21 protein-coding genes are annotated in these 24784 nt (G+C 71.7%); 14 read left to right on the top strand and 7 right to left on the bottom strand.

Going from position 1 to position 24784, the window contains the following annotated elements; translation table 11 throughout:
• The first annotated feature begins 41 nt into the window (after nt 1-41).
• Nucleotides 42-1490: an NAD(P)H-quinone dehydrogenase gene (locus ACWCP6_RS04915; protein WP_450930898.1), complete on the top strand. Its 1449-nt coding sequence runs from the start codon at nt 42-44 to the stop codon at nt 1488-1490.
• A gap of 121 nt (nt 1491-1611) precedes the next feature.
• A complete protein-coding gene (locus ACWCP6_RS04920) occupies nt 1612-2547 on the top strand; it encodes a DeoR/GlpR family DNA-binding transcription regulator (protein ID WP_450930899.1) in 936 nt (311 codons plus the stop codon).
• A gap of 48 nt (nt 2548-2595) precedes the next feature.
• Here ACWCP6_RS04920 and ACWCP6_RS04925 read toward each other — a convergent pair whose 3' ends face one another.
• Together ACWCP6_RS04925 and ACWCP6_RS04930 are read right to left on the bottom strand one after the other, a co-directional pair.
• Nucleotides 2596-3141 (bottom strand): TetR/AcrR family transcriptional regulator, encoded by a 546-nt coding sequence (locus ACWCP6_RS04925; protein ID WP_450931111.1) that lies wholly within the window; start codon nt 3139-3141, stop codon nt 2596-2598.
• A 166-nt stretch (nt 3142-3307) separates the two neighbouring features.
• Complete coding sequence (locus ACWCP6_RS04930; RefSeq protein ID WP_450930900.1) at nt 3308-5080, bottom strand: acetyl/propionyl/methylcrotonyl-CoA carboxylase subunit alpha; 1773 nt, start codon at nt 5078-5080, stop codon at nt 3308-3310.
• Nucleotides 5081-5469: 389 nt separating this feature from the next.
• On the opposite strand from ACWCP6_RS04930, the gene ACWCP6_RS04935 reads away from it, so the two are divergent.
• On the top strand, nt 5470-5940 hold the full coding sequence (locus tag ACWCP6_RS04935; RefSeq protein ID WP_450930901.1) for a hypothetical protein: 471 nt from the start codon (nt 5470-5472) through the stop codon (nt 5938-5940).
• Nucleotides 5941-6040: 100 nt separating this feature from the next.
• Here ACWCP6_RS04935 and ACWCP6_RS04940 read toward each other — a convergent pair whose 3' ends face one another.
• Nucleotides 6041-6664, bottom strand: a complete 624-nt coding sequence (locus ACWCP6_RS04940; protein ID WP_450930902.1) for a Maf family protein — start codon at nt 6662-6664, stop codon at nt 6041-6043.
• A gap of 55 nt (nt 6665-6719) precedes the next feature.
• Nucleotides 6720-6848 (bottom strand): morphogenic membrane protein MmpB, encoded by a 129-nt coding sequence (mmpB, locus tag ACWCP6_RS04945; protein WP_450930903.1) that lies wholly within the window; start codon nt 6846-6848, stop codon nt 6720-6722.
• A gap of 164 nt (nt 6849-7012) precedes the next feature.
• Here mmpB and ACWCP6_RS04950 point away from each other — a divergent pair, with 164 nt between their 5' ends.
• The gene (locus tag ACWCP6_RS04950) at nt 7013-8143 is read left to right on the top strand and encodes an SGNH/GDSL hydrolase family protein (protein WP_450930904.1); all 1131 of its coding nucleotides are present in this window, start codon (nt 7013-7015) and stop codon (nt 8141-8143) included.
• Between the two features lie 55 nt (nt 8144-8198).
• Here ACWCP6_RS04950 and ACWCP6_RS04955 read toward each other — a convergent pair whose 3' ends face one another.
• Together ACWCP6_RS04955 and ACWCP6_RS04960 are read right to left on the bottom strand one after the other, a co-directional pair.
• Nucleotides 8199-8408, bottom strand: a complete 210-nt coding sequence (locus ACWCP6_RS04955) for an acyl-CoA carboxylase epsilon subunit (RefSeq protein WP_450930905.1) — start codon at nt 8406-8408, stop codon at nt 8199-8201.
• Nucleotides 8409-8425: 17 nt separating this feature from the next.
• Nucleotides 8426-10042 carry an acyl-CoA carboxylase subunit beta gene (locus ACWCP6_RS04960; protein ID WP_450930906.1) on the bottom strand — a complete coding sequence of 539 codons (1617 nt, stop codon included), beginning with the start codon at nt 10040-10042 and terminating at the stop codon, nt 8426-8428.
• 118 nt (nt 10043-10160) lie between these two features.
• On the opposite strand from ACWCP6_RS04960, the gene ACWCP6_RS04965 reads away from it, so the two are divergent.
• The 5 genes from ACWCP6_RS04965 (at nt 10161) to hutH (ending at nt 16462) form a co-directional block, all read left to right on the top strand.
• Nucleotides 10161-11027, top strand: coding sequence for a biotin--[acetyl-CoA-carboxylase] ligase (locus ACWCP6_RS04965; RefSeq protein ID WP_450930907.1), 867 nt, complete (start codon nt 10161-10163; stop codon nt 11025-11027).
• Nucleotides 11028-11210: 183 nt separating this feature from the next.
• The gene (locus ACWCP6_RS04970) at nt 11211-12563 is read left to right on the top strand and encodes an adenylate/guanylate cyclase domain-containing protein (RefSeq protein ID WP_450930908.1); all 1353 of its coding nucleotides are present in this window, start codon (nt 11211-11213) and stop codon (nt 12561-12563) included.
• 143 nt (nt 12564-12706) lie between these two features.
• Nucleotides 12707-13513, top strand: coding sequence for an enoyl-CoA hydratase/isomerase family protein (locus ACWCP6_RS04975; RefSeq protein WP_450930909.1), 807 nt, complete (start codon nt 12707-12709; stop codon nt 13511-13513).
• A 62-nt stretch (nt 13514-13575) separates the two neighbouring features.
• A complete protein-coding gene (locus tag ACWCP6_RS04980) occupies nt 13576-14757 on the top strand; it encodes a diguanylate cyclase domain-containing protein (RefSeq protein WP_450930910.1) in 1182 nt (393 codons plus the stop codon).
• Between the two features lie 166 nt (nt 14758-14923).
• Nucleotides 14924-16462, top strand: coding sequence for a histidine ammonia-lyase (gene hutH / locus ACWCP6_RS04985; protein WP_450931112.1), 1539 nt, complete (start codon nt 14924-14926; stop codon nt 16460-16462).
• A 92-nt stretch (nt 16463-16554) separates the two neighbouring features.
• Here the strand turns inward: hutH and ACWCP6_RS04990 are convergent, their stop codons facing one another.
• The gene (locus ACWCP6_RS04990) at nt 16555-16890 is read right to left on the bottom strand and encodes a hypothetical protein (protein ID WP_450930911.1); all 336 of its coding nucleotides are present in this window, start codon (nt 16888-16890) and stop codon (nt 16555-16557) included.
• Nucleotides 16891-17001: 111 nt separating this feature from the next.
• Between ACWCP6_RS04990 and ACWCP6_RS04995 the strand changes: the two genes are divergently transcribed.
• The 5 genes from ACWCP6_RS04995 (at nt 17002) to ACWCP6_RS05015 (ending at nt 24772) form a co-directional block, all read left to right on the top strand.
• Complete coding sequence (locus ACWCP6_RS04995) at nt 17002-17343, top strand: hypothetical protein (RefSeq protein WP_450930912.1); 342 nt, start codon at nt 17002-17004, stop codon at nt 17341-17343.
• A 219-nt stretch (nt 17344-17562) separates the two neighbouring features.
• Nucleotides 17563-18813: a L,D-transpeptidase gene (locus ACWCP6_RS05000; protein ID WP_450930913.1), complete on the top strand. Its 1251-nt coding sequence runs from the start codon at nt 17563-17565 to the stop codon at nt 18811-18813.
• A 251-nt stretch (nt 18814-19064) separates the two neighbouring features.
• Nucleotides 19065-20501, top strand: a complete 1437-nt coding sequence (locus ACWCP6_RS05005; RefSeq protein ID WP_450930914.1) for an ABC transporter permease — start codon at nt 19065-19067, stop codon at nt 20499-20501.
• Nucleotides 20502-20579: 78 nt separating this feature from the next.
• Entirely contained in the window at nt 20580-21269 is a 690-nt protein-coding gene (locus tag ACWCP6_RS05010; RefSeq protein ID WP_450930915.1) for an ABC transporter ATP-binding protein, read from the top strand.
• A 170-nt stretch (nt 21270-21439) separates the two neighbouring features.
• Nucleotides 21440-24772: a S8 family peptidase gene (locus ACWCP6_RS05015; protein ID WP_450931113.1), complete on the top strand. Its 3333-nt coding sequence runs from the start codon at nt 21440-21442 to the stop codon at nt 24770-24772.
• Nucleotides 24773-24784 lie beyond the last annotated feature (12 nt).

Genomic DNA, 24784 nt, shown 5'->3' on the forward strand with positions numbered 1-24784 from the left:
GACCGGCCCCGGGGGAGAAGGATCTTGATGCGTGCGGGACAATGGGGTACGTGACTCGGATCGTGATCATCGGTGGCGGACCCGGCGGCTACGAGGCGGCGCTCGTCGCAGCCCAGCTCGGTGCGGAGGTGACCGTCGTCGACTGCGACGGTCTGGGCGGGGCGTCGGTGCTCACCGACTGCGTGCCGTCGAAGACCTTGATAGCCACGGCCGAAGTGATGACGACCTTCGACTCCTCGCACGAGGAGCTCGGCATCATCGTCGCCGACGACACCCCGCCGCTGGAGCAGAAGGCCCGGATCGTCGGCGTGGACCTCGGCAAGGTCAACCGACGGGTGAAGCGGCTCGCGCTCGCCCAGTCCCACGACATCACCGCCTCCGTCACGCGCGCAGGGGCGCGCGTGCTGCGCGGCCGTGGCCGGCTGGAGGGCCAGCAGGCCATGGACGGCTCCCGCACGGTCGTCGTGCGCGCCGCCGACGGCAGCGAGGAGCGGCTCACCGCGGACGCCGTCCTGATCGCGACCGGTGGTCACCCGCGTGAGCTGCCCGACGCCCAGCCCGACGGGGAGCGCATCCTCAACTGGACCCAGGTGTACGACCTGACCGAGCTCCCCGAGGAGCTCATCGTGGTCGGATCCGGTGTCACCGGCGCCGAGTTCGCGGGCGCCTACCAAGCCCTCGGTTCCCGTGTCACGCTCGTTTCCAGCCGTGACCGCGTGCTGCCCGGCGAGGACCCCGACGCCGCCGCCGTGCTGGAGGACGTGTTCCGCCGCCGCGGCATGAACGTCATGGCCCGCTCCCGCGCCCAGGCCGCCAAGCGCGTCGGCGACCGCGTCGAGGTCACGCTCGCGGACGGCCGGGTCATCACCGGTACGCACTGCCTGATGGCCGTCGGTGCCATCCCGAACTCCGCCGGCATGGGCCTGGAGGAGGCCGGGGTCAAGCTCAAGGAGTCCGGTCACATCTGGACCGACAAGGTGTCCAGGACCAGCGCGCCGGGCGTGTACGCCGCCGGTGACGTCACCGGTGTCTTCGCGCTCGCCTCCGTCGCCGCCATGCAGGGCCGCATCGCGATGTACCACTTCCTCGGGGACGCGGTGACCCCGCTGAACCTGAAGACGGTCTCCTCGAACGTCTTCACCGACCCCGAGATCGCCACCGTCGGCTACACGCAGGCCGACGTCGACGCGGGCAAGATCGACGCCCGGGTGGTCAAGCTGCCGCTGCTGCGCAACCCGCGCGCGAAGATGCAGGGCATCCGCGACGGCTTCGTCAAGATCTTCTGCCGCCCCGGTACCGGCATCGTGGTCGGCGGCGTGGTGGTCTCGCCGCGCGCGTCCGAGCTGATCCACCCGATTTCGATCGCGGTCGACAACAGTCTCACCGTCGAGCAGATCGCGAACGCCTTCACCGTCTACCCGTCCCTGTCGGGTTCGATCGCCGAGGTCGCGCGCCAGCTGCACACGCGAAAGTCGGCCGGAGAGGTCTGAGTTCGCCCCCGGAGTCAGGGTCGTGGCCCGTATACCACTTTCTGACCCACGGTGCGAACAACTTCTGCTATTCGGCGCATACTGCTGAAAGCAGACGGTCGTTGGGGTTACTGTCAGTTTCGTGTTCGCTGCAGAACGTCGCCAATTGATCCTCGAAATGGTGCGGGCCAACGGAGCAGTGTCGCTCCGTGAGCTCGCCCGCGTCGTCCAGACCTCCGAAGTGACCGTACGGCGGGACGTGCGGGCACTGGAGGCCGAAGGACTCCTCGACCGCCGGCACGGCGGTGCGGTACTGCCGGGCGGTTTCACGCGGGAGTCCGGCTTTCCGCAGAAGTCCCATCTCGCGACCGCCGAGAAGACGGCCATCGCCGACCTCGCCGCGACCTTCGTCGAAGAGGGCGAAGCCATCGTCGTCGGGGCGGGTACCACCACGCAGGAGCTGGCCCGCCGGCTCGCGCGGGTGCCCGGGCTGACCGTCGTCACCAACTCGCTGCTGGTCGCCCAGGCGTTGGCCCATGCCAATCGCGTGGAGGTCGTGATGACCGGCGGGACGCTGCGCGGTTCCAACTACGCCCTGGTGGGCAGCGGGGCGGAGCAGTCCCTGCAGGGACTGCGGGTCTCGCGTGCCTTCCTCTCCGGAAGCGGGCTCACTGCGGAGCGGGGACTGTCCACCTCCAACATGCTCTCGGCGAGCGTCGACCGGGCTCTGGTGCAAGCCGCGGCCGAGGTCGTCGTGCTCGCCGACCACACCAAGCTCGGCACCGACACGATGTTCCAGACGGTGCCCACGGACGTCATCACGCGGCTCGTCACCGACGAGCCGCCGTCCCATGACGACCGGGCCGGTACGGAGTTGCAGGCGCTCGCCGATCAGGGGGTGCAGGTCGCCGTCGCCGGCGGTGACCCCGCCACCCCGGCGCGCGCCCATCGCGACATGCCCCTGCCGGGACCCAGGCGTACCGTTCCCTCTGGTGCCGGAAACCAGCTCCGCACCGCATCGGTACTGGGCGAGCCCGCGGAGCGGGGCGCACGCGTCGCGGATCTGCGGCGCCGGTGACCGGGGTGCCGTGACCGCGGCACCCGGTGATCGGGCACGACTACTCCCCTAGGGCTTCAAGCCCCGCAGGGTCAGCGTCAGCAGACGGTCCGCCAGCTCCGGATCGTCCGGAGTCTCCTCGGCGGCCAGCGCGATCGCGTTGGTGAGCTGGAGCAGGTCGGCGATGGAGACGTCGCCGCGTACGGCTCCGGCCGCCTGGGCACGGGCCAGCAGGGCGGCGCCGGCCTCCCGCATCGGTGTGCTGCACCGGGCGAGCGCCGAACCCTTGTCGTGCGTCGCCGACATGAGGGCACGGGACAGGCCCCGGTACTCGCCCGCGTGGGAGATGATCGAGCGCAGCCAGGAGACCAGGGCCGCGCAGGGCTGTGGGTCCTCCAGGAGGGACCGGGCGCGGGCCAGCAGGTCGCTGACCGCGTCGTCGAATACCGCGCTCAGCAATGCGTGCCGATTGGGGAAGTGCCGGTACAGCGTGCCGATGCCGACGCCCGCGCGGCGCGCCACGTCCTCCAGCGACGCGTCGGCGCCGTGCTCCGCGAACGCCGTGCGCGCCTCCGCCAGCAGCCGCTCGTAGTTGCGGCGGGCGTCGGCACGCATCGGGCGCGGCGCGCCCGCGGTGCCCGGGGCGGCGCCGCTCGCGCGGGCCTGGCTGCTCACCGTCGGCGTCCTCGGCTGGTGGTGGTTGCGGTCGCCCTCACAGTAACGCGCCCGGTACGCCAAGAGCCCGGCCGTGGTGCCGGCCGGGCTCCCGAAGAGGCGTTGCTCAGTCCTTGATCTCGCAGATCACCGCGCCGGAGGTGATCGACGCACCGACCTCCGCGGTCAGGCCCTTGATGGTGCCGGAGCGGTGGGCGTTGAGAGGCTGCTCCATCTTCATGGCCTCCAGGACGACGACCAGGTCGCCCTCCTGGACCTCCTGGCCCTCCTCGACGGCGATCTTGACGATGGTGCCCTGCATCGGCGAGGCGAGCGTGTCGCCCGAGGCGGCCGGGCCGGACTTCTTCACCGCGCGCCGCTTGGGCCGGGCGCCGGCGGCCAGGCCGGTACGGGCCAGAGACATGCCCAGCGAGGACGGCAGCGAGACCTCGAGGCGCTTGCCGCCGACCTCGACGACGACGGTCTCGCGGCCCGGCTCCTCATCGGCCTCCGCGTCCGCGGGGGCGGCGAAGGCCGGGATGTCGTTGACGAACTCGGTCTCGATCCAGCGGGTGTGGATCGTGAACGGGTCGTCGGAGCCGGTCAGTTCGGGCGCGAAGGCCGGGTCGGTGACCACCTTGCGGTGGAAGGGGATGGCGGTCGCCATGCCCTCGACCTGGAACTCGTTCAGTGCGCGGGCGGCACGCTGGAGCGCCTGCTCACGCGTGGCACCGGTGATGATCAGCTTGGCCAGCAGGGAGTCCCACGCCGGGCCGATCACGCTGCCGGACTCCACGCCCGCGTCCAGGCGGACGCCCGGGCCGGACGGCGGGGCGAACGTGGTGACGGTGCCGGGGGCGGGCAGGAAGTTGCGGCCCGGGTCCTCGCCGTTGATGCGGAACTCGAAGGAATGACCGCGCAGGGCCGGGTCGCCGTAGCCGAGCTCCTCGCCGTCGGCGATACGGAACATCTCGCGGACCAGGTCGATGCCGGTGACCTCCTCGGTGACCGGGTGCTCGACCTGGAGCCGGGTGTTGACCTCGAGGAAGGAGATCGTGCCGTCGTTGCCGACGAGGAACTCCACGGTGCCCGCGCCGACGTAGCCGGCTTCCTTCAGGATCGCCTTCGACGCGGCATACAGCTCGGCGTTCTGCTCGGGCGTCAGGAACGGCGCCGGGGCCTCCTCCACCAGCTTCTGGTGGCGGCGCTGCAGCGAGCAGTCACGCGTCGAGACGACCACGACGTTGCCGTGCTGGTCGGCCAGGCACTGGGTCTCGACGTGCCGCGGCTTGTCCAGGTAGCGCTCGACGAAGCACTCGCCCCGGCCGAAGGCCGCCACGGCCTCGCGGACCGCGGACTCGTACAGCTCGGGGACCTCTTCCAGGGTGCGGGCGACCTTCAGGCCGCGGCCGCCACCGCCGAAGGCGGCCTTGATCGCGATCGGCAGACCGTGCTCCTCGGCGAACGCCACGACCTCTTCGGCCCCCGAGACCGGGTCGGGGGTGCCCGCGACGAGCGGCGCACCGGCACGCTGGGCGATGTGACGGGCGGCGACCTTGTCACCGAGGTCACGGATCGCGTGCGGCGGCGGGCCGATCCAGATCAGGTCCGCGTCCAGTACCGCCTGTGCGAACTCGGCGTTCTCCGAGAGGAAGCCGTATCCCGGGTGGACGGCGTCCGCTCCGGAGTCCTTGGCGGCCTGGAGCACCTTCGCGATGTCCAGGTAGCTGGTGGCCGGAGTGTCACCGCCCAGCGCGAACGCCTCGTCCGCAGCGCGGACGTGCAGAGCGTCGCGATCGGGGTCTGCGTAGACGGCTACGCTCGCGATCCCCGCATCCCGGCAGGCCCGGGCAACGCGGACTGCGATTTCGCCACGGTTGGCGATGAGCACTTTGCGCACGATGGCTCCTCCCTTGAAACAAGCCGAGTTTAGGGACTGCCGACACGGCCTTACGACCCGTCCCCAATGGTGAGCTTGCCCACACGGAGCGTGATTCGAGCCTCGCCTGAACCGCGAAACCCCATGTCGCGCCACGTCACGCAGGTTCCCTCCCCGGCACCCTAGCCCTCCAGTGTGGTCAAGGTCTCTGTGAACCAGTGCCCCGGCTGCTCGCGTTTCTTTGTGGAGTCCCTACGAATGGCCCAATCAAACTTTGCGCCGGGTACTTCCGAGTAGCGCGAGGGGGGAGAGTCGTACACAAGTCTTGTCCCGCGCTTTACCCGTGAGTAGCGTGCCATTGGGTCCGGTACGTACTGGTGGTAACAGCAGCGGGAAGTGGGTGGGGCGCCGTGGCGCGCAGACCGGTGGCGTTGGTGGCGGCGGTCCTCCTGTTCGTGGAGGCGGTCGGCGTCGCGCTGCTCAACTGGTTCCTCGGTCTGGTCGTCGACCGGCAGGAGATGTCCCTCGCGGGCCTCGACCCGCGTGCGATGACCGTGTCGACGTGGATCGCGGGCGTGGTGTTCGGCCTCTATCTGGCCCTGTGCGGCGTGGTCCTGCTGCTCGTCGCGCTGCGCGGCCGCCGCCCGGCCGGCTTCGGCCGCATCCTGCTGATCAGCGCGGCCGTGGTGCACGGTCTGCTGGGCGCGTTCTCGGTCGGCCTGGTCGGCTGGCCGGCCTTCGTCTTCATGATGGTGGTGCTGAGCCTGATCGTGCTCACCCTGATGGCGTACGACAAGCCGGACGTCCAGCCGGCGGCGGAGTCCTCCGGCGGCCCGGACGCGGGCGGCGCCCCGGGCGACGGCTCCCCGCAGCCGGCCTGACCTCCACCGACGACGGGTCCCGGGAGCGCCGGCGGCAGGCCCTCCCGCCCGCAAAACGCCTCCGGCCTCCCGCCCGCAAGGGCCGCTTCAGGCCGCGGGTCTAGGAGGTCCGCGACGGCTGCCACAACTCCGTGATGCCGACGCCGAGTTCGGCGAGCAGGCGGCGCACCAGGGGCAGCGAGATGCCGATGACGTTGCCGTGGTCGCCGTCGATGCCCTCGATGAAGGGCGCCGACAGGCCGTCCAGGGTGAAGGCGCCCGCGACGTGCAGCGGCTCGCCGGAGGCGACGTACGCGGCGATCTCCTCGTCGGTCGGGTCGCCGAAGCGGACCACGGTGGACGCGGTCGCCGAGGCGTAGTGGCCGGTCGCCGTGTCGTAGATGCAGTGGCCCGTCTGGAGGACGCCGGCGCGGCCACGCATGGACTTCCAGCGCGCGAGGGCCTCCTCCTCGTCGGCCGGCTTGCCGAGGGCGTGCCCGTCGAGTTCGAGCACCGAGTCGCAGCCGATGACGAGCGCGTGACTGCGGGTCACGTCGGGGCGGGCCGCGACGACGGAGGCCTTGGCCTCGGCGAGCGCGAGGGCCAGCTCCGCGGGGGTCGGCGCGTGCACGGCGTCCTCGTCGACGCCGCTGACGATCACGTCGGGCGAGAGTCCTGCCTGGCGCAGCAGTCCGAGCCGGGCGGGGGACTGCGAGGCGAGCACGAGACGGCGCTGATCTGTCATGCGGTCAGCGTATCCGCGCGGCCCGGGCCCCACCTCTCCCGGCCCGTATCCCGTCTCATCGCACGCCGAGCACGAGCATCGTGAGCACCATGGCGACCGCCATGAGGAGCCCGAGCCGCCGCAACATGTCCTGCGCGTCGCGCAGTTCCTTCGGGGGCTCGTTCTCGGGGTCGGACCACAGCATGCAACCGATGGTCCGGGCGGCGAGGGTTCCGGCGCCTGAGTATGCGTACTCAACTTCACCAAACGGTTCTGCGGTTCCATTAGCGCGAACGCTGCGGTACGGTCATGTCGACAGCTAAAGGGACTGCAGGCCCATTTAATGCTTCGCGGAAGGAAGAGTGCACCGTGTTCACCACCGCTTGGACCGCCTCGCCGCAGCTGCCCGCCGAAGGCTTCACCCCCAACTGGTCACGGGAGGGCTTCTGGCGCCAGTCGCTGCGCCAGACCGTCCGGCTCACCGCGTCCGGCGATCGCGTCCGGGTCCGGCTCAGCAACGCCTACGGGACCTCACCGGTGCGGATCGCCGGCGCCACGCTCGCCCGGACCCGGCACGGCGCCGCCGTCCGGCCCGGGACCCTGCGCCGCCTCACCTTCGGCGGTGAGCCGTCCGCGGAGATCCCGGCGCGGGGACGGCTCGCGAGCGACGCCGTGGACCTCCCGGCCGGCCGGCTCGAATCCGTCACGGTCACGCTCCACCTCGACGCCACCACCGGGCCCGCCACCTTCCATGCGCAGGCCTGGACGACCAGCTACCGGGGCGCGGGCGACCTGCTCATGGACGAGCACGGCGACGGCTTCGACGAGCGGAGCGCCTCGTGGTACCTCCTCGCGGGCGTCGACGTCGCCGCGGGCCGCGCCGACGGCGTGGCGCTGTTCGGCGACTCGATCACCGACGGCTTCGGCTCCACCCCGGGCGCCGACCGGCGCTGGTCCGACGCCCTCGCCGAGCGGACCGCCCGGCCGGTCCTCAACGCGGGCATCGGCGGCAACCTGCTCCTGAACGACTCGGCCTGGTACGGCGAGAAGGGCGTCGGCCGGCTGCGCCGCGACGTCCTCGACCAGCACGGCGTCGACACCGTCGTGATCCTCGCCGGCCTCAACGACATCGGCTTCAGCGAGACCGGCGACCAGCCCACCTACAAGCCCGCCCCCGTCGTCACCGCGGAGGAAGTCGTCGACGGTCACCGGTCGTTGATCCGCCAGGCGCGGGAGCGTGGGCTGCGGGTCGTCGGTGGCACCCTCCTGCCGCTCGCCGGATCCGACCACTGGGGAGAGCGCGCGGCCAAGACCGTCCACGAGGTCAACGAATGGATCAGGACCGCGGGCGCGTACGACGCCGTCGCCGACCTGAACCGTGCGCTCGCCGACCCCCGGGACCCGGACGCACTGAACCCGGCGTACGACTCCGGCGACCACCTGCACCCCCAGGACGCGGGGTACGCGGTGATGGCCGAGGTCGTCGCCGGGCTCCTGTGAGGGACACGCCCGCGGACGGACGCGCCCGTGCGGCCCTGCGCGGGCCGCGGACGGCTCACACAGGCCAGAAGGTGCGGCCCCATGCGCTCGGGCCCGGTGCGGGCATCCGGCTGCGGGCCACCCTGGCCGGGGCGGCCCAGGCGTCCGGCTCCGGCTCGGGCGCGCCGGACGGCCCGTTCGCCACCGCCGCGGCGCGCGCCTGGACCACCGCCAGGGCGGCGGCGAGCTCCTCCGGGGTCGGATTGCCCCGTACTACCTTGATCATGGCGGCTCCTCCCGGGCCTACAGAGGGATGTTGCCGTGCTTCTTCGGAGGCAGGTCTTCCCGCTTCGTGCGCAGCGTACGCAGCCCGCGCACGATGTGCCGACGGGTGTCCGACGGCATGATCACGGCGTCGAGATAGCCGCGCTCGGCCGCCGTGTACGGGTTCAGCAGCGCGTCCTCGTACTCCTGGATGAGCCGCTGGCGCACCGCCTCCTGCTCGTCGTCCGGGGTCTCGGCGATGGTGCGCCGGTGCAGGATGTTCACCGCGCCCTGCGCGCCCATGACGGCGATCTGCGCGGTCGGCCAGGCCAGGTTCAGGTCCGCCCCGAGGTGCTTGGACCCCATGACGTCGTACGCGCCGCCGAACGCCTTGCGCGTGATCACCGTGATCAGCGGGACCGTGGCCTCCGCGTACGCGTAGATCAGCTTGGCGCCGCGCCGGATGATGCCCTCGTGCTCCTGGCCGACACCCGGCAGGAAGCCCGGCACGTCGACGAAGGTCAGCACCGGCACGTTGAACGCGTCGCAGGTGCGCACGAAACGCGCGGCCTTCTCGGACGCGTCGATGTCGAGGCAGCCCGCGAACTGCATCGGCTGGTTCGCCACGATGCCCACCGGGCGGCCCTCGACCCGGCCGAAGCCGGTCACGATGTTCGGCGCGAACAGCGGCTGCGTCTCGAAGAACTCGCCGTCGTCGAGGACGTGTTCGATGATCGAGTGCATGTCGTACGGCTGGTTGGCGCTGTCCGGCACCAGCGTGTCCAGCTCGCGGTCCTCGTCCGTGAGGGAGAGGTCCGCCTCCTCGGGGTAGGAGGGCGGCTCGCTCAGGTTGTTGGACGGAAGGTACGACAGCAGCGACTTGACGTACTCGATCGCGTCCTTCTCGTCGCCCGCCATGTGGTGCGCGACACCGGACGTGGAGTTGTGGGTGCGGGCGCCGCCCAGCTCCTCGAAGCCGACGTCCTCGCCCGTCACCGTCTTGATGACGTCCGGGCCGGTGATGAACATGTGCGAGGTCTGGTCGACCATGACCGTGAAGTCGGTGATCGCCGGGGAGTAGACCGCGCCGCCCGCGCAGGGGCCCACGATCAGGCTGATCTGCGGGATCACACCCGACGCATGCGTGTTCCGGCGGAAGATCTCGCCGTACGCGCCGAGCGAGGCCACGCCTTCCTGGATACGGGCGCCACCGGAGTCGTTGATGCCGACGACCGGGCAGCCGGTCTTCAGCGCGAAGTCCATGACCTTGCAGATCTTCTGCCCGTACACCTCGCCGAGGGCGCCGCCGAAGACGGTGAAGTCCTGCGAGAAGACGGCGACAGGACGGTCGTCGACGGTGCCGTACCCGGTGACGACACCGTCGCCGTACGGGCGGTTCTTCTCGAGTCCGAAATTGGAGGACCTGTGCTGCGCGAACTCGTCGAACTCGACGAACGACCCCTCGTCCAGCAGCAGGTCGATGCGCTCACGGGCCGTCAACTTGCCCTTGGCATGCTGCTTTTCCACCGCACGGGCGGAGCCGGCGTGCGTGGCCTCCTCGATCCGGCGCTGGAGATCGGCGAGCTTGCCCGCTGTGGTGTGGATGTCGATCTTCTGCGGTTCCTGCGCCACTTGCGGCTGTTCCGGCTCGGACATCGGGATGCGGCTCCCTGCCTGCTCAAAGGGGACGTCTGATCGCTGGCTACTGACTCGTAGCGTATCGGCGCGCCTACGGTTCGGCAGTGCGTCGTTTACCACACCTAGGGTGGCTTGCATGACGCCGTCAGATGCTCATCAGAACCGCTGGTCCGACCTTGATCGGCCCCCCTTGAGCGCGGACTCGCTGCGCCACGCTCTCGTCCGGGACGGGCTGTGGACCTCCCTGGAGGTCGTCCCCGCCACCGGCTCCACCAACAGTGACCTGGGCGCCCGCGCCGAGGAGCTCGACGAGGGCGCCGTGCTCGTCGCCGAGGAGCAGAGCGCGGGGCGCGGGCGCCTCGACCGCCAGTGGGTGGCCCCGGCCCGCTCCGGGCTGTTCTTCTCCGTGCTCCTGAAGCCCGGCCCCGGGGTCCCCGTCGAGCACTGGCCGTGGCTCCCGCTGCTCGCGGGTGTGGCCACCGCCACCGCCCTCTCGCGGGTCGCCGGCGTCGACACGGCACTCAAGTGGCCCAACGACCTCCTCGTCACCGTCGGTGGCGAGGAGCGGAAGGCCGCCGGCATCCTCGCCGAGCGCACCGGGGACGCGGTCGTCGTGGGCGTCGGCCTCAACGTCACGCTGCGCGCCGACGAACTCCCGGTGCCGACCGCGGGCTCCCTCGCGCTCGCCGGAGCCGTGACCACCGACCGCGACACGCTGCTGCGGGCGGTGCTGCGGTCCCTGGAGGACTGGTACGTGCGGTGGCGCGCCGCCGGTGGCGACCCGGCCGCCTCCGGGCTCCACGAGACGTACGTGGCCGGCTGCGCCACCCTCGGCCGCCGGGTCCGCGCGGAACTGCCCGGCGACCGCTCCCTGACCGGCGAGGCCGTCGCGATCGACAGCTCCGGCCGCCTGGTCGTCGCGACCGACGACGGAACCCGGGAGACGGTCGGGGTGGGGGACATCGTCCACCTCCGGCTGGACACCCCCCCGGCCGAGGGCTGAGGGCCTCGGCCGGGGGGGGGGTGGTGTCCAGCCGCGGTCCGCTGCCGCTGTGGGCAGTCGTTCCGCTGGGGGGCCGGGGGTCGGAACGGCTGGTGGAACCCGTCGCGAGTGAGCCACGGCACACCTGCCGTAGAGTTGACCGCGGTCGATATCTGACCGCGGCAGATCGGAAGGGCAGCAGGCGTGACCGTCGACGACACGGGCTCCGGCACGGGTACCCCCGCCCCCGACGGTGAGACCGGCCGTACCACCGGGTCTGCCGCCCCATGGGCCGCGGACCGGGCCGGGGCCGGCCCGGAAGCCGGGCACAGCGCTCCCGGGACCGAGCGGAAGCCCTCCGAGGCCGTCGAGCGCGGCGGTCCCGGCGCGGAGCGCACCGGTACCGACGGCGAGCACCGTCGCGCGGAGGCCGAGCGCGCCGTCGCGGACATCGAGCCCGGTCGCCCGGACGCCGAGCGGGACGGCGACGCCGAAGGCGACGAGGCCGAGGAGGACCCGCTGGCCCTCCGCCTGGAGGCGCTGATCCTCGGGGCCGAGCGCCGCTACACGCCCTTCCAGGCGGCTCGCAGCGCGGGCGTCTCCATGGAGCTCTCGTCGCGCTTCTGGCGCGCCATGGGCTTCGCCGACATCGGTCAGGCCAAGGCGCTCACCGAGGCCGACGTCCTGGCGCTGCGCCGTCTCGCCGGTCTCGTCGAGGCCGGCCTGCTCAGCGAGGCCATGGCGGTCCAGGTCGCGCGGTCCACCGGCCAGACCACCGCCCGTCTGGCCGAATGGCAGATCGACTCCTTCCTGGAGGGTCTGACGGAGCCGCCGGAGCCGGGGATGACCCGCACCGAGGTGACGTACCCCCTGATCCAGCTGCTCCTGCCCGAGCTGGAGGAGTTCCTCGTCTACGTCTGGCGCCGCCAGCTCGCCGCCGCGACCGGCCGGGTCGTGCAGGCCGCGGACGACGAGGAGATGGTCGACCGCCGCCTCGCCGTCGGCTTCGCGGACCTGGTCGGCTTCACACGGCTGACCCGCCGTATGGAGGAGGAGGAACTCGGCGAGCTCGTCGAGGCCTTCGAGACCACCGCGGCGGACCTGGTGGCCGCGCACGGCGGGCGGCTCATCAAGACCCTCGGCGACGAGGTCCTGTACTCGGCGGACGACCCCGGTGTCGCCGCGGAGATCGGCCTGCGGCTCATCGAGACCATGGGCAATGACGAGACCATGCCGGAGCTGCGGGTCGGCATCGCCTTCGGCACGGTGACCACCCGCATGGGCGACGTCTTCGGTACCACCGTGAACCTGGCCAGCAGGCTCACCTCGATAGCGCCGAAGGACGCCGTCCTCGTCGACCAGGCGCTCGCCGAGGAGCTCATCCGCACCGGCGACGCCCCCGCATCGGAGACCGAGGCGGCCGAGGCGGCGGCGGAGGCGGAGAAGAACGGCGAGGAGCCCCCCTCGTACCGCTTCGCGATGCAGCCGATGTGGCAGCGGCCGGTACGAGGCCTCGGGGTGGTCGAGCCCTGGCTCCTGAACCGCCGGGACGGCTGACCCGGCATCCCGCGCCGCGGCGGCCCCGCTGCCCCCGAAGCGCCGTCGGACGGTGGGTGCGGTCCGGGCCGGGAGCCCTTCCGTCCGGGGCGGGCCTGCTGACATGATCCCCGGGTAACGCTCGTTAACAAGGAGGCGGCCCCATGGGCGACGTACAGGACGTGCAGCGCTACGGCGACTACGTGGAGGTGCGGCGGCACGACCACGTCGCCGAGCTCGCCCTGGACCGACCGAAGGCCATGAACGCCGTGTCCACGGCCATGGCCCGGTCCCTCGCCGCCGCCACGGACGCCCTGGCCGCCGACGGCACCGTCCGCGTCGTCGTCGTCACGTCCACGCACGACCGCGCCTTCTGCGTCGGCGCCGACCTCAAGGAGCGCAACTCACTCTCGGACGCGGACCTGGTGCGCCAGCGCCCCACGGCCCGCGCCGCCTACACCGGCGTCCTGGAGCTGCCGATGCCCACGATCGCGGCGGTGCACGGCTTCGCGCTCGGCGGCGGCTTCGAGCTGGCGCTCGCCTGCGACCTGATCGTGGCCGACCGTACGGCGGTCGTGGGCCTGCCCGAGGTGTCCGTCGGCGTCATTCCCGGCGGCGGCGGTACGCAGCTGCTGCCGCGGCGGGTCGGGGCGGCCCGCGCGGCCGAGCTGATCTTCTCGGCGCGGCGGGTGGAGGCCGGCGAGGCGCGGGAGTTGGGCCTGGTGGACCAGCTCGTCGAGGAGGGCGGGGACCGCGACGAGGCCCTCGCGCTCGCCGCCCGTATCGCCGCCAACTCGCCCGTCGGCCTGCGGGCCGCCAAGCGTGCCCTGCGCCTCGGCCACGGCCTCGATCTGCGCACCGGCCTGGAGGTCGAGGACGCGGCCTGGCGCACGGTGGCCTTCTCCGGCGACCGCGCGGAGGGCGTCGCCGCCTTCAACGAGAAGCGCAAGCCCGAGTGGCCGGGCGAATAACACGGACCGCTGTTCGCAGCAAGAATGTCCCAAACCCGGTCAAAACTCCCTAGCCTGGAGTGATGGGTGAGGATGTGCGGCTGCGGGCCGTGGTGGCGCTGGCGCAGGGGATGGCGGCGGCGCACAGTCCCCGTGAGTCGTGGCGGGCCGCCGCGGAGGGCGCGTGCCGGGCGTTGTCCGGGAGCTTCGCGGCGCTGTCCGTGTGGGAGCGTGAGCTGGGACGGCTGCGTGTGCTCGTCAACGCGGGCGAACGGGCGCCGGACGAGGTGGAGTTCCCCGAGGACGAGGCGTACCCCGTGCACCAGTTCCCGGAGATCACCGAGTTCCTGCACGAGCGCTGGGCGGGCGGCGGTGAGCCCAACGCCTGGGTCGAGACGGCGGACGGCTCCGCGGAGGAGCCGGCCGCGGCTGCCCCCGACCGCGGGCTCGGCGCACCTCCCGGCGCGAGCCGGGGGAGGGCGGCCGCCCTGCGACGGCGCGGACGGGGCTGCTGCGTGGTCGCGCCGATCGTGCTCCACGGGCGGGCCTGGGGCGAGCTCTACGTGGCCCGGCCGGCCGGGGCGCCGGTGTTCGGGCGGGACGACGCCGACTTCGCCACCGTCCTCGCCTCGGTCGTCGCCGCCGGACTCGCCCAGACCGAGCGGCTGGAGGAGGCCCAGCGGCTCGCCTTCACGGACGCGCTGACGGGGCTGGCGAACCGGCGCGCGGTCGATGTGCGGCTCGACGAGGCGGTCGAGCGGCACCGGGCGCAGGGCGCCGTGGTGAGCCTCGTCGTCTGTGATGTGAACGGCCTGAAGAAGGTCAACGACACCCAGGGGCACGCTGTCGGGGACCGGCTGCTCGAACGCTTCGGATCCGTGCTGTCGCTGTGCGGGGCGATGCTCCCGGGCGCGCTGGCCGCGCGGCTCGGCGGCGACGAGTTCTGCCTGGTCGCGGTGGGGCCGGCGGCCGACGAGGTGGTGCGGGTGGCCGACGAACTCTGCCGCCGTGCCGCCGAGTTGCAGCTCGGCGAAGGAGTCGCCTGCGGGGTCGCGTCGACGGGTGATCCCATCGGGCCCGTGCGGTCGGCACGCCGGCTGTTCCGGCTCGCGGACGCGGCGCAGTACCGGGCGAAGGCCGCGCGCGCGGCAAAGCCGGTGATCGCCGGGCGCGAGGGCCCGGACGACCCCGTGGTGCGCCTTGCCGACGCCCCGCCGCCCCTGGAGGGCGGCGAGCGCCGCCGCTTCCGCGGCCGCGAGGAGTAGGGGGCGAGGAGTAGGGGGCGGGGAGGGGCGGGAGCGGGTGGGGCGGGGCCGAGGGAGCACCCGCCGCCCCCGTGCCCGGGCGTCCGGAACCGGCCTGCGTAAGGGGCTGTGCTGCGCACCACTCGTGACAGGTTGGGATTCAGTGCGTACGCTCCTGAATATGGATATGCACACTGTGGTGGTGGGGACCGCGGGCGTCACCGCGGCGGATGTCGTCGCCGTGGCCCGGGGCGGGGCGCGCGTTGAGCTGTCGGACGAGGCGCTGGCCGCACTCGCCGCGGCCCGCGGGATCGTCGAAGCCCTGGCGGCCAAGCCGGACCCCGTGTACGGCGTCTCGACCGGATTCGGCGCGCTCGCGACCCGGCACATCAGCCAGGACCTGCGGGCCCAGCTCCAGCGCAACATCGTCCGCTCGCACGCGGCCGGCATGGGCCCCCGCGTCGAGCGCGAGGTCGTCCGCGCGCTCATGTTCCTGCGCCTCAAGACCGTCTGCTCCGGGCACACCGGCGTCCGCCCGGAGGTCGCTCAGACCATGGCGGACGTCCTGAACGCCGGGATCACGCCCGTCGTCCACGAGTACGGCTCCCTGGGCTGCTCCGGGGACCTCGCCCCCCTCAGCCACTGTGCGCTGGCCCTGATGGGCGAGGGTGACGCCGAGGGCCCGGACGGGACCGTCGCCCCGGCCGGCGAGCTCCTCGCGGCGCACGGCATCCGGCCGGTGGAGCTGAAGGAGAAGGAGGGGCTCGCCCTCCTCAACGGCACCGACGGCATGCTCGGCATGCTGGTCATGGCCCTGGACGACCTCCGCACCCTCTACACCTCGGCGGACATCACGGCCGCCCTGTCGCTGGAGGCGCTGCTCGGCACCGACAAGGTCCTCGCGCCCGAGCTGCACGCCATCCGCCCGCACCCCGGCCAGGGTGCGTCCGCGGCCAACATGCTGGCCGTGCTGAAGGGCTCCGGCCTCACGGGCCACCACCAGGACGACGCCCCGCGCGTCCAGGACGCCTACTCGGTGCGCTGCGCCCCGCAGGTGGCCGGCGCCGGCCGCGACACCCTGGCGCACGCCCGCCTGGTCGCCGAGCGGGAGCTCGCCTCCGCGGTCGACAACCCGGTCGTCCTGCCCGACGGCCGCGTCGCGTCCAACGGCAACTTCCACGGTGCCCCCGTGGCGTACGTCCTCGACTTCCTCGCCATCGCCGCCGCCGACCTCGGCTCGATCGCCGAGCGCCGCACGGACCGGCTGCTCGACAAGAACCGCTCGCACGGCCTGCCGCCGTTCCTCGCCGACGACGCCGGCGTGGACTCGGGTCTGATGATCGCGCAGTACACGCAGGCCGCCCTGGTCAGCGAGATGAAGCGGCTGGCGGTCCCCGCATCGGCCGACTCCATCCCGTCCTCCGCGATGCAGGAGGACCACGTCTCGATGGGCTGGTCGGCCGCGCGCAAGCTGCGCACCGCCGTCGACAACCTCACGCGGATCGTCGCGATCGAGCTGTACGCCGCCACGCGCGCCGTCGAGCTGCGGGAAGGCCTCACTCCGGCCCCCGCCTCCCGTGCGGCGATCGACGCGGTCCGCGCGGCGGGTGTCCAGGGTCCCGGGCCGGATCGTTTCCTCGCCCCGGACCTGGCCGCCGCCGACGCGTTCGTGCGCGGTGGCCACCTGGTCACGGCCGTCGAGACGGTCACCGGTCCGCTGGCCTAGGTCCTGTCGCCCGGTCCGGCTCCGGGGGGTTGTTCACCGGCGCCCCCGGAGCCGTCTGCGGGGGGCATGCCGGCGATGTCCGTACGGCGGTGTCAGTACGCCGCCGTACGCTCCCGTCGTGCCGCATAGGCCACGAAACCCGCGCCGAGGCCGAGGAACAGCGTCCCGCCCACCAGGTACGGGGTCGTGTCGATGCTGCCGGTGTCGGCGAGGCCCGTGCCGTCGGAGGAACCGGTGCCGTCCGCGGTCGCCGCGGAGTCCGTTCCGGTGACGGCGGGTGCGGCGTCGGCCGGCCCGGCCGTCGGGACCTGCCGGGCAGCCGCCGACGCCAGGTCCGGTGTCGCGTCGGCCGAAGGAACGAACCACAGGGCGGCCAGCAGGGTCCCCGCGGCGGTGGCGGTCAGCAGCGAGCGGCGTGCGGCGGACACGGAGTCTCGATCCCCCTTGTGGTGCTGGCGAATTGGCCGTGTGGTCCGATGCTAGTGAAAGCCGCGGGTCGCGGGAAAGTCACAGGCCCGCCGGGCCGTACCCTCCGTCGTATGAGCGATATTGAGAAGTCACGGTTTGTCCGCCTGAGGGTGGAATTGGTGCTCGAGGTTGAGGACGTCGCCGCGCTCACCGGGGCCGCACTGGACCGTATCGAGCACGACGAGTCCATGGCCGACGACGAGCGCACGCACGCGGTCGACGCCGTCAACGTGGACGCCGCGGAGGCACTCGCCTATCTTGTTGATCCGTTCGACCTCGTCGGTGACGTGCCAGGAGTGGATCTCGCGCAGGCCTCCTGGAGCAGCGAGCAGATCGACTACGACCCCGATTCGCCGGACTGGGACTTCGACGAGGATGATGTCGACGCCGTCGAGGACGGCGACGACCGCTAGGGGTGCACGTCGCGGACCCCGGAAGGCAACCGCCGACCGGGGTTCTGTCGTCCCAGGGGACACTGCTACAACGAATGCATCCGTCATGCCCGCAGGTGCCGACGTGGTGTACCCCACACTCTAAAAGGTTGTGGAACGGGGCAGATCGGACGGAACGTTGTAAAGGCTTACGGGCTCTCGGGGTCAAGGGAACTACAGCCAACTATGGAGAAGCGTGTGATGACGGACAGTAAGCGGCGCAGGCTGATGACGGCCTCCGCACTGCTCGGTGGTGCGCTGGCGCTCACCGCCTGCAGCGGCGGGAGTGCAGAGAAGGCCAGCGCCGCCGACGGCGGCAAGAAGTCGCAGGCCCAGGTCGACAAGGCCGCCGCGCAGAAGGCCTCCGCTGCCCAGATCAGAATCACGCCCAAGGACGGCGCGAACAACGTCAGCATCAACAACGGCGGGCGGGTCACCGTCAGTGACGGCACCCTCACCGATGTCACGATGCGCACGGCCGACGGCACCGCCGTCGCCGGGCAGATAGCCCCTGACCACAAGAGCTGGAAGCCGTCGGCGCAGCTCGCCCGTGCCACGACCTACAAGATCTCGGCCGAGGCGAAGGACTCCGAGGGCCGCGCGGCCCACGAGAACGCGTCGTTCAGCACCGTCTCGCAGGCCAACAGCTTCATCGGCAACTTCACCCCGGAGCAGGGCTCCACCGTCGGTGTCGGCATGCCCGTGTCGATCAACTTCGACAAGGCCATCGCCGACAAGGCGGCCGTGCAGCGGGGCATCACCGTCACCTCCAGCAGCGGTCAGGAGGTCGTCGGCCACTGGTTCAACGCCAACCGTCTGGACTTCCGCCCGGAGAAGTACTGGCAGGCGGGCTCCACCGTCACGCTCAAGCTGAACCTCGACGGCGTCCAGGGCGCCGGCGGGATCTACGGCGTGCAGCAGAAGACGGTGACCTTCAAGGTCGGCCGCAACCAGGTCTCGTACGTCGACGCCGCCACCAAGACCATGAAGGTCACGCAGGACGGCAAGGTCGTCAAGACCATCCCGATCTCCGCGGGCTCCCCGCAGAACAAGACCTACCAGGGTCAGATGGTGATCTCCGAGAAGTTCAAGGAGACCCGGATGAACGGCGCCACCGTCGGCTTCACGGACGACGACGGCAAGGGCGAGTACGACATCAAGGACGTGCCGCACGCGATGCGCCTGTCGAACTCCGGCACGTTCATCCACGGCAACTACTGGGGCGCGCCGTCGGTGTTCGGCAACGTCAACACCAGCCACGGCTGCGTCGGCCTCCAGGACGCCAAGGGCGCGAAGGACCCGAAGACCCCGGGTGCCTGGTTCTACGACAACTCGATCGTCGGTGACGTCGTCGTCGTGTCCCACACGGGCGACAAGCAGGTCGCGCCGGACAACGGCCTCAACGGCTGGAACCTGAGCTGGGACCAGTGGAAGGCCGGCTCCGCGGTCTGACCCCTCCCCGAGCCCGTAGAAGGCCCGCACCCCGCCCGGGGTGCGGGCCTTCGGGCGTGCGGGGCCCCTGCTCACGGGGGCCGGAGGCGAGAGCCCGGAGGAGGAGCCGAGAGCCCGGAGGAGGAGCCGAGCGCTCGGGTGAGAGGCCGAGAGCGTGCAGGGGGAGCCGAGGGCGTGGGGGAGAGCGCTTCTCATGACGCTCTCACACGGGCCTTATCCCGCCATCACGCTGCGTGCCTAGCTTTCCGGCCATGTTCTTCACCTACCTGAGGCGCGAACTGCGCCGCCGCAGAAAGTCGGCGCTCGTCGTCGCCTCCGGGCTCGCGCTCGGCATCGCGCTGGTCATCGTCGTCAGCTCCGTTTCCTCCGGGATGAAGGACGCACAGGGCAAGGTTCTGCAGTCCCTGTACGGACTCGGCACCGACATGACCGTCACCAAGGCGCAGCAGCAGCCGAAGGAAGGCGAACAGCCGGCCCGGCCCCGGTTCAGGTTCGACGCCGAGGACGACGGCGGCAAGCAGCAGAGCAGCGACCGGCTGATGGTCCAGGGCTTCCAGACCCTGAAGGCCACCACCGTCGGCACGGTCGGGCGGCAGCACGGCGTCGCGGACGCGGTCGGCGGCCTCAGCCTGACCGACCTCAAGGTGAGCGGCGACTTCAAGCGGGGCGAGTTCCGGCAGAACGGGCCCACCGACCGGCGCGGCGGCTACGGCGGCGGCAGGGTGACCGGCGGCGGCGCCGACTTCGCCGTCAACAGCTTCAGCCTCTACGGCACCGACGTCACCGAGCCGGCCCTCGGCCCGCTCACCTCCTCGCGCATCACCAAGGGCCGCACCTTCAAGGCCTCCGAGACCGACGCGAAGGCCGCCGTCGTCGACAGCGCCTACGCCAAGAAGGAGTCCCTGGCCCTCGGTGACGACGTCACCATCAAGGGCACCAAGTTCGAGGTCGTCGGAATCGCCACCGCCGACAGCGGACAGGCCGCCGCCAACGTTTACATCCCGCTGAAGCAGGCCCAGACGCTGTCGGACAGCAAGGACGACATCACCACGGTGTACGTCAAGGCGACCGACTCGCAGCAGATCGGGTCCGTCAAGAGCGCCATCGAGAAGAACGTCTCCGGCACCACCGTCACCACCTCCGCCGACCTCGCGAAGACCGTGTCGGGCTCCCTGTCCACCGCGTCCGACCTCGCCACCACGGTCGGCACATGGTTGTCGGTCGTCGTGCTCGCGGCGGCGTTCCTGGTCGCCGGGCTGCTCACCTCGTCCGCCGTGTCCCGCCGGGTACGGGAGTTCGGCACCCTGAAGGCGCTCGGCTGGAGGAGCGGCCGGGTCACCCGCCAGGTCGTCGGCGAAGCCGTCGTCAACGGACTCGTAGGCGGTGCGCTCGGCATTGCACTGGGCCTCGCGGGCGCGTACGCCGTCACCGTGGTCAGCCCCACGCTCACCGCGGACCTCGGGGGCGGCGCGGGGGCCGGACCGGGCGGCGGTTTCGGCGGCCCGGGCGGCGCCCTGCCCCGGGCGGCCGGCAAGAGCGTCGACATCGCACTGACCGCGCCCATCGGCACCACCACGCTCGTGCTGGCCGTCGGCCTCGCCGTGGCCGGCGGACTCGTCGCGGGCGCCTTCGGCGGGTGGCGCGCCTCCCGGCTGCGGCCCGCCGACGCGCTGCGCCGGGTCGAGTAGCCGCACCACAGGACCCGGGGCCGCCGGACCCCCGCACCGGGGCGGCCGAACCCCTACTCGTATCGCAGGAGTTGCACCATGTACCAGCTCAGAGGCGTCACCAAGTCGTACCACCGCGGTAAGGGCACCATCCATGCGCTCGCCGATGTCGACCTGACCATCGAGGACGGCGACCGTCTCGTCATCCAGGGCCCCACCGGCGGCGGCAAGTCGACGCTGCTGCAGATGCTCGGCGGCCTGGACCGGCCCTCCTCCGGCAGTGTCGAACTCGACGGCGTCGACCTGGCGCGGCTGCCCGAGGCGCGGCTCACCAAGGTCCGCGCGGAGTCCATCGGATTCGTCTTCCAGAGCTTCAACCTGATCCCGACCCTGAGCGCCCAGGAGAACGTAGAGACCGCGCTCGTACCGCTCGGGCTGAACGCCGCCGACCGGCGCCGGCGGGCCGCCGAAGCGCTGGACTCGGTGGGCCTGGGCGAACGGCTCGGCCATCTGCCCTCCGAGATGTCCGGCGGCCAGCAGCAGCGTGTCGCGATCGCCCGCGCCCTCGTCAAGCGGCCCAAGGTGCTGCTCGCCGACGAACCCACGGGCAACCTCGACGAGTCCATGCGCGACGAGATCATGGAGCTGCTCGAAGGGCTCTGGAAGGAGCACGGGCTGACCTTCGTGATGGTCACGCACGACAGCGCGATCGCCCGGCGCGCCCCGCGTCTCGCCACGATCAGCAAGGGGCGCATCTCGGTGACGGAGAACGGAGCGATCAGCCAGTAGAGCGGCATTTTCGGCCAACTCTTCACTCTCGTCCCACTATTGAGCACAGGTCTTCCCCCCGGCATACTGCCTCCTCCGGGGGGATGCGTGCATGCGTACGGACTGTCCCCCGGCCGGATGAACTCCGTTCGTCGGCTTTTTCATCTCCAGGGGGAGACTTGCGCAGACAAGTGAAGAAGGCGTGCGCCTCGACGGTGGCCGTGGCGGCCTCCGTGGCGCTGGCGGCGGGCATGACCAGCCCGGCGTCCGCGCAGGGACAGCGGACGCCGCGGCAGTCCGCAGCGGCCGCCGACCTGACGTCGAAGCATCGCATCACCCTGATCACCGGCGACCGCGTCGTCGTCGACGCCAAGGGCCGGGTCATCGGCTTCGAGCGGGCCAAGGGCCGTGAGCACATACCCGTACAGGTACGCCGTACCGGCGGCCACACCCTGGTGGTTCCGCTGGACGCCCAGCGGCTGATCGCCTCCGGCAAGGTCGACCGCAGGCTGTTCGACATCACCGAGCTGAACCGGTCCGCGAACCGCACGGCCCAGCGGAAGGGCCTCCAGGTCATCGTCGGCTACCAGGGCGGCGCCACTGCCGCACGGGCGGACGTGCGCGACGCCGGCGACACCCGGGTCCGCAGGACCCTGAAGTCGCTGAACGCGGACGCGGTCACCACCCCGAAGCAGGACGCCGCCGACCTGTGGCACGCCGTCACCCGCGCACCGCAGGGCGGGGCGCGCACCACGGCGTCCGGCGTGGCCCACGTCTGGCTCGACGGCATCCGCAAGGCCAGCCTGGACCGGAGCGTCCCGCAGATCGGCGCGCCCGTCGCATGGGCCGCCGGCTACGACGGCAAGGGCGTCAAGATCGCCGTGCTGGACACGGGCGTCGACGCGACCCACCCGGATCTGAAGAACCAGGTCGTCGCCGAGAAGAACTTCTCGACGTCCGCGGACGCCAAGGACCGCTACGGCCACGGCACCCACGTCGCGTCGATCGCGGCCGGCACGGGCGCCAAGTCGGGCGGCAAGTACAAGGGCGTGGCGCCCGGCGCCAAGCTCCTCAACGGCAAGGTCCTCAGCGACGACGGCTACGGCGACGACTCCGGCATCATCGCGGGCATGGAGTGGGCGGCCGCGCAGGGCGCCGATGTCGTCAACCTCTCGCTGGGCGGCCCGGACGCGCCCGAGGTGGACCCGCTGGAGGCGGAGGTCAACAAGCTCTCCGCCGAGAAGGGCATCCTCTTCGCGATCGCCGCGGGCAACGACGGCCCGCACGCGATCGACTCGCCCGGCAGCGCGGACGCCGCGCTCACCGTCGGCGCGGTCGACCACCACGACAAGCTGGCCGACTTCTCCGGCACCGGCCCGCGCGTCGGCGACGGCGCCATCAAGCCCGACGTCACCGCGCCCGGCGTGGACATCACCGCCGCCGCGGCCCCGGGCAGTGTCATCGACCGGGAGGTCGGCGAGAACCCGCCCGGCTACCTGACCATCTCCGGTACGTCGATGGCGACCCCGCACGTCGCGGGTGCCGCGGCCATCCTCAAGCAGGAGCACCCGGACTGGAAGTACGCCGAGCTGAAGGGCGCGCTGACCGGATCCGCCAAGCCGGGCGCGTACACGCCGTTCCAGCAGGGGTCGGGCCGTATCGCGGTCGACAAGGCCATCAAGCAGTCGGTGATCGCCGACCCGGTCTCGCTCTCCTTCGGTACGCAGCAGTGGCCGCACACCGACGACAAGCCGGTGACCAAGCAGGTCACCTACCGCAACCTCGGCAAGAGGGACGTCACCCTCACGCTGACGTCGACGGCCACCGACCCGAAGGGCCGCCCGGCCCCGGCCGGCTTCTTCACCCTCGGCAGGACCAAGGTCACCGTCCCCGCGGGCGGCAAGGCCTCGGTCCCGCTGACCGTGAACACCAGGCTCGGCGGTACGAACGACGGCGCGTACTCCGCCTACGTCGTCGCGAGCGGCGGCGGCCAGAGCGTGCGGACCGGCGCGGCGGTCACGCGTGAGATCGAGTCGTACGACGTGACGCTGAAGCACATCGGGCGCGACGGGCAGCCGGCCAAGGAGTACAGCACCGGCCTGACGGGCATCTCCGGGCTCGGCAAGGACCAGGAGTTCGCCCCCTACGACGCGTCGGGCACGGTCAAGGTCCGTGTCCCCAAGGGTGTGTACGTCCTCAACGGCGACATCGCCGTCGATCCGCAGGACCCGGCCAAGGGTGCCGACTGGATCGCCCAGCCGAAGCTGAGCGTCACCGGGAGGACGACGGTCACCCTGGACGCCCGCACCACCAAGCCGGTGGACATCACCGTTCCGGACACCTCGGCGAAGTCGGCCTTCGCGGCGGCCGAGTTCGATGTGAACTCCGCCGGCGACCAGTACGGGTTCGGCTGGTGGCTGGACTCGTACGACAACTTCCGCACCGCGGGCCTCGGTCCGCGGATCACCGACGGCTCCGTGCGCCAGCAGTGGGACGGGCACTGGACCGCCGGTGGCGCGGCCCAGTACGACACCACGACGGGCGGCACGGTCAAGCAGCTCGCGACCGGCTACACCAGGCACTACAAGGCGAGTGAACTGGCGGCCGTGAAGGTCGGCCTCGGGGCCCCGGCCCGCAACAAGACGGGCTCGGTCACCGCGACGGGCTGGCTGCCCGGGGCGTCCGGCGGCACCGGGATCAGCTTCCCGCAGCCGCTGCCGAGCACCCGGAACCTGTACCTGTCCACGTCCGGTGGCGTGCAGTGGGGTCTGGACTTCGAGCAGGACGGCGGCGTCGACTCCGACGGCTTCCCGATCGCGGAAGCCGGCTACACGCTCGGCAACCCGCAGACCTTCAAGGGCGGCCAGACCTACCGGAAGACGTTCAACGTCGGCGTCTTCGGGCCCCGCCTCGGCTCGGTCTACGGCGTGTACCGCGAGGGCAACAACATCTACGGTCTGCTGCCGCTCTTCGCCGACGGCCAGACGCACGTCGGTTCCTCGCTGTACAGCTCGGTCAAAACGACCCTGTACCGCAACGGCACCAAGGTCGGCGAGAACGACGACCCGCTCGTGGGCGAGAAGCCGTTCAAGGTCGCGTCCGGCGACGCGGAGTACAAGCTCACCTCGTCGGTCATCCGGAGCGTGAAGGTGGCCCCGGCGTCGACCCGTATCGACACCAGCTTCACCTTCCACTCGAAGAAGACCACGGACGCCGCGCAGGTCCCGGCCTCCACGGTCCGCTTCGGCGCCCAGCTCGGCCTCGACAGCCGCGCCACCGCGGACAAGAGCGTCACCGTCCCGGTGACCGTCCAGGGCGCCGCCGCCGGCCGCAACCTGGGCTCCCTGGCCGTCTACGTCTCCTACGACTACGGCCAGACCTGGAAGAAGCTCGACGTCAGGAACGGCAAGGTCACCGTCAAGAACCCGGCCAAGGGCAAGGGGATCTCCTTCCACGCGAAGATCGCGGACAGGAAGGGGAACAAGTCGACGGTGTCGGTCTACAACGCGTACTACGGCAAGTAGGGCGCGCGTACG

This window comes from Streptomyces sp. NPDC002004, assembly GCF_053593975.1.

What these genes read in the sequence shown, in the direction of transcription:
- ACWCP6_RS04980 (WP_450930910.1), top strand. Translation starts at nt 13,576, where the DNA reads ATGGGTGAGGATGTGCGGCTGCGGGCCGTGGTGGCGCTGGCGCAGGGG.
- hutH (WP_450931112.1), top strand. Translation starts at nt 14,924, where the DNA reads ATGCACACTGTGGTGGTGGGGACCGCGGGCGTCACCGCGGCGGATGTC.
- ACWCP6_RS05000 (WP_450930913.1), top strand. Translation starts at nt 17,563, where the DNA reads ATGACGGACAGTAAGCGGCGCAGGCTGATGACGGCCTCCGCACTGCTC.
- ACWCP6_RS04915 (WP_450930898.1), top strand. Translation starts at nt 42, where the DNA reads ATGGGGTACGTGACTCGGATCGTGATCATCGGTGGCGGACCCGGCGGC.
- ACWCP6_RS04955 (WP_450930905.1), bottom strand. Translation starts at nt 8,408, where the DNA reads ATGATCAAGGTAGTACGGGGCAATCCGACCCCGGAGGAGCTCGCCGCC.
- mmpB (WP_450930903.1), bottom strand. Translation starts at nt 6,848, where the DNA reads ATGCTGTGGTCCGACCCCGAGAACGAGCCCCCGAAGGAACTGCGCGAC.
- ACWCP6_RS05010 (WP_450930915.1), top strand. Translation starts at nt 20,580, where the DNA reads ATGTACCAGCTCAGAGGCGTCACCAAGTCGTACCACCGCGGTAAGGGC.
- ACWCP6_RS04925 (WP_450931111.1), bottom strand. Translation starts at nt 3,141, where the DNA reads ATGCGTGCCGACGCCCGCCGCAACTACGAGCGGCTGCTGGCGGAGGCG.
- ACWCP6_RS04995 (WP_450930912.1), top strand. Translation starts at nt 17,002, where the DNA reads ATGAGCGATATTGAGAAGTCACGGTTTGTCCGCCTGAGGGTGGAATTG.
- ACWCP6_RS04965 (WP_450930907.1), top strand. Translation starts at nt 10,161, where the DNA reads ATGACGCCGTCAGATGCTCATCAGAACCGCTGGTCCGACCTTGATCGG.
- ACWCP6_RS05005 (WP_450930914.1), top strand. Translation starts at nt 19,065, where the DNA reads ATGTTCTTCACCTACCTGAGGCGCGAACTGCGCCGCCGCAGAAAGTCG.
- ACWCP6_RS04940 (WP_450930902.1), bottom strand. Translation starts at nt 6,664, where the DNA reads ATGACAGATCAGCGCCGTCTCGTGCTCGCCTCGCAGTCCCCCGCCCGG.
- ACWCP6_RS04975 (WP_450930909.1), top strand. Translation starts at nt 12,707, where the DNA reads ATGGGCGACGTACAGGACGTGCAGCGCTACGGCGACTACGTGGAGGTG.
- ACWCP6_RS04960 (WP_450930906.1), bottom strand. Translation starts at nt 10,042, where the DNA reads ATGTCCGAGCCGGAACAGCCGCAAGTGGCGCAGGAACCGCAGAAGATC.